Origin of the sequence: Paenibacillus sp. VTT E-133280 (genome assembly GCF_002264385.1) — a bacterium.
Lineage (GTDB): Bacteria > Bacillota > Bacilli > Paenibacillales > Paenibacillaceae > Paenibacillus_AQ > Paenibacillus_AQ nitricinens.
Map to the genome: position 1 here is coordinate 40,796 of NZ_NFUX01000054.1, position 12,700 is coordinate 53,495.

At 43.2% G+C, this 12,700-nt stretch carries 10 protein-coding genes; 8 read left to right on the forward strand and 2 right to left on the reverse strand.

Annotation, left to right across the window (positions count from 1 at the left end; genetic code table 11):
• Nucleotides 1-133: 133 nt before the first annotated feature.
• Complete coding sequence (dnaJ, locus tag CA600_RS21395; protein WP_094872718.1) at nt 134-1,258, forward strand: molecular chaperone DnaJ; 1,125 nt, start codon at nt 134-136, stop codon at nt 1,256-1,258.
• A 491-nt stretch (nt 1,259-1,749) separates the two neighbouring features.
• On the opposite strand, the gene CA600_RS32125 is transcribed toward dnaJ, so the two are convergent.
• A complete protein-coding gene (locus tag CA600_RS32125; RefSeq protein WP_094872720.1) occupies nt 1,750-6,279 on the reverse strand; it encodes a S8 family serine peptidase in 4,530 nt (1,509 codons plus the stop codon).
• A 285-nt stretch (nt 6,280-6,564) separates the two neighbouring features.
• Between CA600_RS32125 and CA600_RS21405 the strand changes: the two genes are divergently transcribed.
• The 4 genes from CA600_RS21405 to CA600_RS21420 all read left to right on the forward strand — a co-directional run bounded on the left by CA600_RS21405 (nt 6,565) and on the right by CA600_RS21420 (nt 8,864).
• On the forward strand, nt 6,565-6,924 hold the full coding sequence (locus CA600_RS21405; protein WP_094872721.1) for a hypothetical protein: 360 nt from the start codon (nt 6,565-6,567) through the stop codon (nt 6,922-6,924).
• 39 nt (nt 6,925-6,963) lie between these two features.
• Entirely contained in the window at nt 6,964-7,143 is a 180-nt protein-coding gene (locus tag CA600_RS21410) for a YfhD family protein (RefSeq protein WP_042130382.1), read from the forward strand.
• 92 nt (nt 7,144-7,235) lie between these two features.
• Nucleotides 7,236-7,610: a hypothetical protein gene (locus tag CA600_RS21415; protein WP_094872723.1), complete on the forward strand. Its 375-nt coding sequence runs from the start codon at nt 7,236-7,238 to the stop codon at nt 7,608-7,610.
• Between the two features lie 342 nt (nt 7,611-7,952).
• The gene (locus CA600_RS21420) at nt 7,953-8,864 is read left to right on the forward strand and encodes a methyl-accepting chemotaxis protein (protein WP_094872724.1); all 912 of its coding nucleotides are present in this window, start codon (nt 7,953-7,955) and stop codon (nt 8,862-8,864) included.
• Nucleotides 8,865-8,909: 45 nt separating this feature from the next.
• Here CA600_RS21420 and CA600_RS21425 read toward each other — a convergent pair whose 3' ends face one another.
• Entirely contained in the window at nt 8,910-9,383 is a 474-nt protein-coding gene (locus CA600_RS21425) for a hypothetical protein (RefSeq protein WP_094872726.1), read from the reverse strand.
• A gap of 303 nt (nt 9,384-9,686) precedes the next feature.
• On the opposite strand from CA600_RS21425, the gene CA600_RS21430 reads away from it, so the two are divergent.
• The 3 genes from CA600_RS21430 (at nt 9,687) to CA600_RS21440 (ending at nt 12,608) form a co-directional block, all read left to right on the forward strand.
• Nucleotides 9,687-10,247, forward strand: a complete 561-nt coding sequence (locus CA600_RS21430) for an RNA polymerase sigma factor (RefSeq protein WP_094872728.1) — start codon at nt 9,687-9,689, stop codon at nt 10,245-10,247.
• Entirely contained in the window at nt 10,207-11,889 is a 1,683-nt protein-coding gene (locus CA600_RS21435) for a DUF4179 domain-containing protein (RefSeq protein ID WP_094872730.1), read from the forward strand. The genes CA600_RS21430 and CA600_RS21435 overlap by 41 nt, the downstream gene beginning before the upstream one ends.
• Nucleotides 11,890-12,029: 140 nt before the next feature.
• Nucleotides 12,030-12,608 (forward strand): DNA-3-methyladenine glycosylase I, encoded by a 579-nt coding sequence (locus CA600_RS21440; RefSeq protein ID WP_094872732.1) that lies wholly within the window; start codon nt 12,030-12,032, stop codon nt 12,606-12,608.
• Nucleotides 12,609-12,700: the final 92 nt, after the last annotated feature.

The window sequence follows — 12,700 nt, forward strand, 5'->3', positions numbered from 1 at the left end:
GAATGCGCCTTCTGATATTGTAAGAATAAACATCTGCTGGAACTGGATGGTCAGAGCCTGGGGTTTTATCGTATAATGGTTTCTTTGACAGAGAATTAGGAATTTGAGTATGTAACGTACGGAGGTGAAAGCAGTGGCAGATAAACGCGATTATTATGAAGTGCTTGGCCTCAGTAGAGATGCTTCAGACGACGAGGTGAAGAAAGCGTACCGGAAATTGGCGCGCCAATATCACCCAGACGTGAATAAAGCAGATGATGCTGAAGCTAAGTTTAAAGAAGTAAAAGAAGCTTACGATGTTCTTAGCGACGGACAACAGCGAGCTAGATATGACCAATATGGCCATATTGATCCTAACCAAGGTATGGGCGGCTTCGGAGGCGGCGGTGGCGGCGACTTCGGAGGACTAGGCGATATCTTTGATATGTTCTTTGGCGGCGGCGGACGTCGTGATCCTAACGCACCACAGCGCGGTGGAGATTTGCAGTACACCATGACCATTGAATTCAAGGAAGCGGTATTCGGTAAAGAAACCGATATTACTATCCCACGTACAGAAACTTGCGATACCTGCTACGGCTCCGGGGCTAAACCGGGTACTAAACCAGAGACTTGTTCCACTTGTCATGGTAGTGGGCAACAGGAATTCGTACAGAATACACCACTTGGACAGATGCGTAATCGTCGTCCATGTTCGCATTGCAGTGGTACAGGTAAGATTATTAAAGAAAAATGTACGACTTGTAGCGGACAGGGTAAAGTTAAGAAGCAACGTAAGATTCATGTGCGTATCCCTGCCGGTGTCGATGACGGCGCGCAGCTGCGCATGACTGGTGAAGGCGAAGGCGGCTTACGTGGCGGTCCTGCTGGAGACTTGTATATTGTTATCCGTGTTAAATCGCATGATTTCTTCGTGCGTGAGAACGATGATATTATGTGCGAGGTTCCACTTACGTTTGCACAGGCCGCACTTGGCGATGAGATTGAGATTCCTACCTTAACGGAAAAAGTGAAGCTGAAGATTCCTGCAGGAACACAGACCGGTACTTTCTTCCGTCTCAAAGGCAAAGGGGTTCCACGTCTACGTGGATCTGGCCAAGGCGACCAGCATGTTAGAGTCATTGTTGTGACTCCTAGCAAGCTGAATGACGAGCAAAAAGATTTGTTGCGACAGTTCGCCGCTCTAAATGGAGAAAACACTCATGAGCATGAGCAATCCTTCTTTGATCGTGTGAAGCGTGCGTTCCGCGGGGACTGATATTTCTAATTTAATTAGTTGAGTAAATAAAAATAAAGCAGAGCAGCGATCCCCTCGTTATTTGGGGATCGCTGCTCTGCTTTTTTGGTTAGTAGAGACGACTTACCAATTTCATGTAGCGCCTTTAAGAAGGTGCTAGAAGCCGCGAAAATCTACGAGCCCGCAAACCCGGCAAACCCGACTGAACTTCAGGACCCCGCACCCCGCGCCAGTAACCCGACCCCAGTAAAGCCCGGCTGTGTTCCAGGTTTTTTAACAAACTATCTACTTTGAATTATCTGCATAGGTTATCGGACCCAGACGGCGTTATTAGCGAATTTATCGTCCAGTGCAGCTATTGCCCAAAAAAGTGTTTATTATTGGTGCTTTTCAGGCGAATAGCGACTATGCAGTCCGATAGTGGCATCGGATCGGCAAGGAAGAAATGTGACCTAAAGACGAAAGAATCCCAGCAGCCAATGCCTGCTGGGATTCTTTCTTTTAAAGTGCAACTAGAGGTTGTTCGAAGAACGTAGATCCTCGAGCACACGGCTCAGAATCGTTGCTGCTTGTGCACGAGTCAGAGTACCTTGTGGATTGAAGTTATCTGCAGTAACACCTTTGAGATAACCTTTGGTTACAGCATAGGCTACAGCGTTGCGTGCTTCCGCAGCGATGCTGTCGGCATCCTTAAAGCTTAAAGGTGTTTTGGCTACTGTAAGATCTGCACCAAGGGCCTTAGCAATGATAAGAGCTGCTTCCTCGCGGGTCAGCACATCACGAGATCCGCTTTCCTTGATGCGAGTATTCCAAGTGTCACCTTTTCCAAGTAGACGGTCGAAGAGCGTTAGAAGCTCTGCCTGATTTAAGGTGTCGGCAGGCTTAAAGCTGCCATCGGCTCCTTTGCCAGCAATGATACTATGGGCAGCAAGGACCTCGATATCGGTTTGAGCCCAGTGTGTGCCAATATCTTTAAAGCTTATATTTCTGGATGCTGCGCTGTAAGTACCATCACCAGTAACGTTAAACTGTAGAATCCCATCTTTATTGATAGAACCAGGTTGCAGGTAGGACCATTTACGATCTTTTGATTCTACATAAGCAGCAGTCTTTCGAGCATCATGTAGACTGGCGGCTTTTAGATTAAGCTGAAGGATGATCGGCTTTCCGGTTGTCCAACCATTTTTGATGGTGAGAATAGAAGAACCGATATTTATTGCTGCTGAGCTACCTGCTAAAACTGCTGTATTGCCCGCATCTGTCAGGCTAATCGTAAGGGTCAAGCCGTTGCTGTTGATGAAATCCGGAAGAGTCACCGCTGGAATAAGCACATTGAACCCACTACCGTTTAGGCGGAGTGCATTCTCCGATTTCTTTAACTGCTCGGCTTGGGCCGGAGTAAGAGAAATAACCACTTGGCTATATTTATTGAAGCTTACATCGCTAAGATCAAGTACAGAAGTTTTATCTTTTGCATTCTGGATCGAATTTGCAAGTGCAGTGTCTAAAATGTTGAACACCGCAGAAGGCTTGCCACCTACTGGATCTGCAGTCTCTACTAGCTTCCCAGATTTCAATGCGATTCCAGAAGCGGGAGCACTGGTTGCTGTAGGGACATACGAATCAGTTGATGGTGTTGATGTTGATGTCGGAGTTGGTGTTGGTGACTCTGTTGGTGTAGGTGTAGGTGTTGGCGTCGGCGTTTCAGCTGTCTTAACAGTTACGCTTACCGTTCTCAAACCAGATGGGATCGTTGATGTTGTAGCATCATTCCAGACCTGTACATCGTACAGCTCCAAGTCGTATTTTCCCGCTTTAGATGGTTTGAAGGTTATTTTGCCTAGTGAGCCTGAGCCATGATAAGCACCACCTGACAGATTAACACTATACTGTGTCAGTTTGCGGCCGTCTCCTAGCTTATAGGTTTCTGAGAATTCTGTAAGTGGAATACCATAGAAATTCTCCTCTTGATACGTTGCCAGTTGTACGCTTGGCTGGATCGCTGGTGTTTCGAGAGAACCATCGTAGATGACAGCGAATGAAGCCCCATAGAAGCCATAAACCTCATCTGTCACGGAATACCCAAGATCAATGGTTACCGGTTGCCCCTCATCAATGGTAGCTGCAGATAGAGACGGAGTTACATTGAAAATACCATCTCCTGTGCTATAAAGCAGTCGCTGAGCATAATCATCGTCGTCCGCGCCGTTACCTACTTTATCAACCACATAGATTTTGTACTCATTAAGTCCCTCGTTAACAGGAACGTCAATGGAAAAAGCACCGTTATTTGCAATCACACCGCCAAATTTATAAGTATTCCCATCATAATGTTTACCTTCGGCGTACACGGTAAACCAGTTTCCAATAGGTTGTGTATTAGAAATATAATAGGCCATGAGGTCATCATCAATAAAACCGCTGATTTGAGCTGCACCAGGATCGGTTGGCGCCTCACGTTCATACTCCTCAAGTGTGATGCCGGAAACGATTGGCTTCTCCGTATCAATTGTGAACTTGATCTTTTGATTCTTGAGCAGTTGCCCATTAGGAAGCACAGGCGTGATGTAGTAGTGACCATCTGCTAAAGTAGACTTGGCGGAAGTCTCCAGGTCTGTTAAAGTTCCATTCCAATTTGGAATCTCGTATACGCCACGATAAACCTTTTCATCAATAGAATAAACTTCACCTAAAACTGTTGCAGGAGCATCTATTGGAGAGGCTACGAAACTTATGCCATCCAGTTCTTCATTGACAGAGAAGGTAAGGGTGGTGTCGTCTGAGCGTCCATCGCCATTAGGAGAAATCTGTGGACTTTCAAAAGAAAGTTGATTAACAGGCTCTAAATTGAATTTATCGCCGACAAGTGCATTAAAGGGAAGGCGAAGAGTTTCTGTATCAGAGGTTAGGAACAGGATTCCTTCATATGCACCCTCTTTTGCTGTGTCAGATACCTTTAGTGAAAATTGTGCATATTGATCTACACCTGAGGTAACGCTGTCTGGTGCAATATTAATACTAATGTCACCAGGTGCTTCTGTAAGCCATTTGGTGGACAGAGTATAGGTTGATCCTTTCTCATTAAAATTTTCTACATAAACTGATTTCGTTACACTAGCTCCTTTTGGGAGCAGGCCGAAGGACAAGGAACCTGTGTAATAAGGGATTTCTACAGTGCCTGGAAGGCCGCTAATTAAGCTCTCCCCGACTTTAGCGATAGAACTAGCTGATGCTGATTTCTCCAGATTAATTAAACCTGCACCTTGTTGATACAGTGAGTAAGGATTCCCATCACGGTTAAAGATAGGATTCGCATTGTTCATCAGCAGTGCTTTAATTTCATTTGGCTTAAGATCAGAGTATTCACTCAGTAGCAAAGCCACAGCTCCTACAACATGTGGGGTTGCCATACTGGTGCCGCTTTTTAAGCCATAAGCATGTTCGTAATTCCCATCCCAGCTAGGAATTGTGGAGTTGATATTTACTCCAGGAGCTACAACATCAGGTTTGATTAGATAATCCGGCATCCCAGGACCCATAGAGCTAAAATTAGCTAACTGATTTACTTCAAGCGCTATATAGTAACTGATTATATCTTTAGCAGCCTTCATCTGAGTTTTTATCTCTTTGCCATCTTCTTGAGTAATTCCGTAGGTAGGAATGTAATTCCCGGGCGCACCGAGGGTGGGACTGAGTTCACCTTCAGCATTATTAGCAATTAGGACAAGCTTGGCTCCAGCTGCTTTGGCATTTAGAGATTTATCTCCGAAGCTCAGCTCACCTCGATCGACAAGGACTACCTTATCTTTGACATCCAAATTTGTGTAATCGGAAGTAGCTCCAAGACCAGCGTAAACGATCTTACTACCGGCGATATTATCAACTAAATCTGGGGAATAAGTGGCTAATGTCCCTGGAATTTTTTTAACATCGCCAATATCAAAGAATGGGGTATTCACTGGGGTAGTAGAAGCACCTACACTAAGTGCAAGTTGAGATCCAGCAGGTTCGCCTAATGTTCCTACATCCGGTCCAGCGTTACCGGCGGCAACAACAACATTTACGCCCGATTTTATGGCGTTGTCTATCGCGATTGAACTTGCGGAATAACTTTGGTTGACATCAGAGCCCAGGGAAAGGTTAATGATATCGGCTCCATCAGCGACCGCTTTCTCAATACCCGCGATTACAACCGCTGTTGGACCGGAACCGTAAGGGCCAAGTACGCGATACGCGTACAAATCCACTTCAGGTGCAACATCCAATATTGTACCGGCTACATGAGTGCCATGCGAGGTTTCATATGGGCTACCATTTTTTGGAGGGAAGTTAGCGTCAGGAGGTGTTTCTGACGGATCATTATCCTGATCATAGGCATCGTACCCCCCCTTATAATTATCCTTTAATAAAGGGTGATTTTTATCGATGCCAGTATCGACAACCGCTACCTGTACCCCTTCTCCTGTGTAACCTAATGCATGTAGTTTATCCGCACCTATAAGATTGCCGCTGTCCGAATAAGAACGTGTAACAGGCAAAGTCGCTAACTCAACACTGTCTGCTAACGCATGGACTTCATCATTTGGATAAACAGCTGCAACGCCCGGAAGCTCTAACAGCTTGTTAACTTGATTGGCTGGCAGAGTAATGGAATATCCGTTAAAAATCTCACTGTATTCAAAACCGATATCGGCATCGATTTTCTGCGCTGAGGAAATAAAACTTTTATGCTCCGAGATAATTTTACTGCGTTGTAAGGAGACTGAGGATCGTAAAGAAGAAGTTTTAGCCTCATTTTCATACACACTGACTGGTTTATTAGTTAATTCCACAATTACGGATACTGGTGCTGAACCTTTGAGCACACCCGCGTAGTTATGAGGGGTCGCACTTTGAGACTGTACATTATTAACTAGGTTAGTTGATGATTCAAGGGATGAGTTCGCAAATGCAGCGGATGGAAAAAGGACAGAAACAGCCAGTCCGAAGCTCGCCGCCCCAATACCAATTCTTTGAATAGAGTGTTTAAAGGTACGTTTCAAATAAGTTCATCCTCCCAAAATGAATTTTTATATTGCAGTGTGTATCTGTAATTCTCCTCCTCAACATAAAATGTAAAAAATTATGAAAATTAAATTTATTCTACAGCTATAACTTCAAATCGAATATACAACTTTAGTACTATATTGCAGGGAAGCGTCGAGGAAAATGTCGAATTCCCAGTAAATAAGTGGAGTATGAGAAAAAAAGGGCATAAAAGAAGTGGAATGAAGACAATATAAAGGAATGCAACAGATATCTGAATTTCAAGCGAGAGCGGGGATAAGATGTCGGAAAGATCTATTTTGGCTTATTTTAAAAGTCCTGAAGAAGCGGAGGGTGTTGCTCGTAAGCTCCGTGCACTTCGGGCCATTGAAATTTCCGTTGATCGCTTCAGTAGATATGGAGGCACGAGCTTTAGCTCAGGGGTAAACCCAGTGACAGGCAATGTTGCCAGAATGGACTCCATGACTGCTGAGCGTGCACACACAGGCATACTAGCTGCTGCTGATACCAGCGCCAGTGGGATGAGTCATGGCGGAGATGGAGGACCGACGGGTAGAGATATTTTACTTACGGTGATCTTGAATTCGGAGTCCCATGATCAAGCATTACGCATAATTGAAGAAGCAGGCGGGATGATTTGAATAATAATTTTCTTAATAAGAAGGGAGACGATCGATACTATGGATAGAGAGAACTCGCAAATATTCTCAAAGACCGAGAAGATGAAAATGCTGTACGAGGCGAAGGCAGAGGACGTAGAGTTTTCAGCAGCGGAGGCAGATCTGGAGGATATCGAAGCCCAGGCCCGGGCTCTAGAAGCAGACAAACGTCAGCTGCATGAAATTATGAAAAAAGAATAGATGCTAAAGTTAGGGCAGATACCTCACATTGTGGGGTATTTTTGCGTACTGGTGTGTATAATTAAGAGAATAGCCCAAGCAGGGGGGAGAATATGGACAACGTTATTTTATGGATAGGTTTAGCACTGCTTATCGCATTCTTAACTTTTATGAATCAGAAGCAACTGTACTCTTCAAAAGTAAAACAGGCCTACCGTGAGCTGCGGGAGCTAACTGAAAAAGTTCGGCTGGAACGATCTGAGGCAAGCGATTTATACCGTTGGGAAGTAGAATTAGCGGAGATGGAGAAACACCCGAACGAACTTAATAAACTGGATGCTGAGATTGGGCTTCGCCAGGCCTTTGTGATGTATTTGGAACGGCATTCTCCTCTGGATGTAAGACTTCCAAGTTTAAAGGAGGCTGCTGCCCATCAGAAGGATTCGGTGTGGGGCATCAAAATGGGAGATTACGGACCCAAGAAATAAATAAGGAAATGTACATAAAAAGAATAGGCACTGGTTCGAACCCTGGCTGGAATTACGGCTGGGGTTTTTGTTATTACATCTAAATCTCTAATATCTAGAAAAAGGCTTAATTTGGTAGAAATTATAGGGAGGTTTTCCCTGAGTATCATCACTTAGGATTATTTCAGGGATCAACTATTAGAAAGGAGTAATACCCGCTCGTCATTGGTCTATTTTAATTACGAATTAATTTCAGCTTAATAAAAATGATGTATTACTCTCTGCGTAATAAGCGCGTATAATTGATCAAATATACTTCAAGATGACGCGAATAACTTATTGATATTCAGGAGGAATTATTATATGGGAATGGTACACTCTCAAGGAGTTACCGATGAGCTTGTTGTCCGATCTTTAGAAAAAAATTTAGCGATTATCAGGTTTGATCTTAATCGACGAGTGGCTTATGTGAATGAAGTTTTTGCTAGTTCGATGGGGTATAGCAAAGAAGAGATGTATGGGATGCACCACAAAGAGTTTTGCTTTTCTCATTTTGTAAATAGCCCGGGCTATGAGTTGTTCTGGCAAGATCTTTTTTTAGGGAAAAGTTTTCAGGATAAAATCGAACGGATGGATGCAAAAGGAAATGCGGTATGGTTGGAAGCTACATATATGCCAGTCTTTGATGAAAACAATGAACAGGTCATTGGCGTATCCAAGATAGCGGCTAATATCACGGAGCGTCAAAATAACATGAGTGTTGTGGTGCAGCGGATGCAAGAGATGTCGGACAACCTGAATCAAAGAGCTGAGAAAGGGATTGAACGCAGTCAAGAACTACTACGGAGTGTCGACAAAATTGCCGAAGTATCGATCGAAAATACACAGACGTTAGCGAATCTGGAGAAACAAGCGGTATCGATTCAGGGTATTGTACAAACGATTCGTAATATTGCTTCGCAAACGCAACTCTTAGCGCTTAATGCAGCAATTGAAGCGGCACATGCCGGGGAGTTTGGGCGAGGTTTTGATGTGGTGGCAAAAGAAGTTAGGAAGCTATCTTCCATGGTGCAGGATTCGATCATTCAAGTGAAAGATAGTGTGGATGCGATCACGCTGGAAATCGAAAAGATCTCCAAAGGAACAAACCAGGTACAAGAAAATATAGAAGATAGTCAACAGCAGATTCAAATCGCATTAGATGATTTCAAGAATATTTCTTCTTCAGCCCAGGATTTAGATACACAAGCGCGAGAGGTTATGAATATTGTTTAGTCTGTTGTATGTAATTTGTGAGATATAAGAAAAAGGGTCAATCTCCTACTTACGGGAGACTGACCCTATTTTTTGTTGGAGGTAGCCGATTTTGTTAATAATCAACACAGGAATCATGTATCGATGATTGGTGATGTCTCCGGTAGCGCCAGTCGCCCCAACATACCCTGATAATTCTGATGATACCAGTCGATGGGGAGCTACTAGTTTCTCCGTGCTATCCTTTCCCCAGAATGATATTTGGATGGGGTTGGTTGGCAAATCTTCGGTTGTGAAAAAAAACTCGAAGGCATCAAAGTCTGCAAAATAGTTTCTAGTTATCACTTGATTGGGCATCACTTTTAGAAGATCACAGACATATTGAACTCTTTCTTCATTCATGTAATAGCCTTCAATTAAAACTGTAGATGCATCCTGACCGCTCCAATTGTCAATTTTGACTGTGGCCTGTTGTGTTAGTCTGGTGTTGTTTTCTGAATTGACATTGTTTTCTATGGGGCCAGTAGTTAAAAGAGTCATTATCTTTCCTCCATTTAATATGTTTTTTGTTGTAAGAAGGATGTGCGAATCTCGCAATAAGTGACTATAAAATGTCACTGTAATATTTATATTCAAGATTAAATTAATAGCTTGTATGTATTTCCTATTTTTTATGGACAGCTTCTAGCTTCTAACATCTAACTTTTTGAGATGAGGGTTTATAATCTTATCTAATTCCTTTATGTCAAAAAAGGTAGCCATAGTTTATGCTCGGAAAAACGAACCTTTTCCAAAGATTGGTTGTCATATAGATATCACAGAACAGAAAGGAGGGCGCATGAGTTGGAGACTAACCGGGAGTTATTCGAAACCTACAACAAGGATGTATATCGAACCTGCTACTATATGCTGCATGACGCGGCGGATGCAGAGGACTTGACGCAGGATGTGTTCATTACCGTATTTCGCACGAATCGTGAGAACGTGGAGCATTTGAAAGCTTGGATTATGAAAATAACGGTTAACCATTGCCTCAATCATTTGAAACGAAAACGAACTTTGCAGCAAAAGATAACGGACAATCTGCATTTCTTTAACAAAACGGTAGTAACAACTGTGGAGCAGCAGATTGAGCAGCGTGAGACGGAAATCGAGTGGGCGCAATATATGAGTCAGCTTCCTATCAAACTTAGAATGGTGATCACGCTCAGGTATATGCATGATTTCACTCTGGCTGAAGTTTCGGATATGCTGTCCATTCCACTTGGAACGACCAAATCAAGGCTGCATAAAGGGTTAACGGTAATGAGGAGAATCCTGCAAGAGGCTGGGGTTGAAGTTGAACTAAAGGAGGGCGAATCTTTTGAAAAAGTTGGAAAATATGCTGGAGCATCGATTAAATGAAGATAAAGGCGTGCCTTATCCGGATTTTGAAAGCATGTGGGGACGCTTAGAGCAAGAAGGGAGTACAATGACTCCCATACAAGCTCGGATGATCAATGGTAGCGAGAATAGAGGGAGAAACTGGAGTAAAATAGCGGTGGTTGCTTCATTTTCAGTGCTTATTGCAGCGGCACCTGTATATGCGGCAGTACATTATAATTGGGATAATATGCTCCATGGGAGAGGTGGCGTTCAAGCTGCACTGGCCCAAAATCTCGGACAACAACTGGATCAATCGGTGACGCTGGATGGAGTAACGCTGAAGCTACATACAGCTATTGTGGATGAGAATCGGACGGTCATCTTATTCACTATGGATGTAGGAAAACGCTTGGAAAATGAAATTTGGAATGTAAAAGGAATGACCTTGAAGGACGCAGATGGGGCGAGTAATCCTAGTGAATTCAGTTATGTGCTTTGGGATGAAAAAAATCAACTTTACAACGGATATTTTGAAAGTGATTGGACGCCGAAGCAGAACAACGTGAATGTCCAATTAGTTGCAGATAATCTGCAAGCCTTTAGCGCACAGGAGTTAGATTTAGCGTTGGATATCCGATCGCAGGAGACACAGAATTTTCCGATTGGGCAGGAAGGAATGCGCAGCATAGAGGTGAAACCTTTTACCCAAGGACAAGAAAAAATGTTATTCTCTTCAGCGATTATTTTTGATCAGCCAGAAGCAAAAGAATGGACAAATCCAACTATTGTCGGGTACAAAAACGGAACGCTAATAAATTCGCTGCCCGGAGGTACTTTCGGTGCACCAGGTGAAAATGGGGAATATACCGCACAGCAATATTTTAAAGCCGAAGATGTTTCCAGTGGTCAGCTCACTTATAAACTTCAGTACATGAAGCAAGAGAAAAATGTTGAGGGGCCGTTGGCTTTCGATCTTCAATTAAGTAAAAAGCAGATGGAGAGCGGAACCATAAATACCTCATTAAATCTGCCACTAGAAGAGGGTGAAACTGACTACACGCTGGAGAAAATGGTACTGACACCTACTCAAATTCGAATCACAATTCGAAGTAAAGAGAAAGGCGACAATTTCCCTTACAAAAAGTCTGCTCTTGAAGTAGAAGGCAAGTCGCTGGAGGGTGATTTCTGGAGATCTCCAGAAGGAGAGCCAGAATTGACAGTGCTTCGTTTTGAGCGGCCAGTTGATCTTGAAATTACGAAAGAGACGCCGATTACCTTTGTTGCTAAATATAAGGTGACCCAGCATGGCAGCTATAAAATTACCAAAAATAATGATGATAAAATACCACTTCTTTTAACAAACATCTCTCAAAAGAAACAGACAATTATCCAGCAACTTGGCGGATACCCTGTGAAGTGGACGTATTATATGCAGGGAGCCGATCTTTATGTAGAAACTGGAAGTGATGATACTCGCTTTGGTGGTATTAATCAGACCCATATCGGACTGGGGAAAGAACGTATTCTAGGTAAGCCCGTGACCGTTAATTTCACTGGCGATGGAAACAACAAGGCAATTGATGTTTATAAGGATTTTAAAGGTACAGAAGCTTCTATTTATAACTTCTACTACACCACTGATGATCCGGAAAAAGAGACGAGAGTGCAGATCCAGCCTTAAGAGGTTGGCAATACGTAAGCTTATAGAAAATAGTAACTTTTTTAGGGATGAACCTTGTGTTCTTCCCTTTTTTTCGTTTACAGTGATAGATGATGTAAAGGTTTAGCTATGCATAAGCATAATTAAAGGAGAGAAACAGGATGGAAGTCACTCGCTGTGCTTGGGTCAATGATGATCCTCTATATATCGCCTATCATGATGAGGAGTGGGGCAAACCTCTGTACGATGACCGCAAGCTGTTTGAATTACTTATGCTGGAAGGGATGCAAGCAGGGCTAAGCTGGTACACGGTACTAAAAAAACGAGCGCGTTTCAGAGAGGTTTTTGACGGATTTGATCCGGAAAAGATTGTCCATTACGATGAGGCAAAAATTGCTGAGCTAATGAGTGACCCCGGGATTATTAGAAATCGATTGAAAATTGATTCTATCATTCGTAATGCGGGTGTATACTTGCAAATTTGCGAGGAATATGGAAGCTTTACGGATTATCTCTGGAGCTTTGTCGGAGGTGTGCCAACTATTAATCATTGGAAGACTCGTGCAGATGTACCTGCTTCGACGTCTCGGTCTGATGAGATGAGTAAGGTGTTAAAGAAGAAAGGCATGAAGTTTGTGGGTACTACAATATGCTATGCTTTTATGCAGGCATCGGGGATGGTGGATGATCATTCGCTCAACTGCTTTTGTAGGTGTAAAGAGGACGTCGCAGATCGTTGAGCTGTAGTTTGGCGTTACACCAAGAAGAAATGTTATACTATGAAGCGAATGCTTTCGAAGCGAGTTTTGCACGAAGTAAATCAATGAAGCAA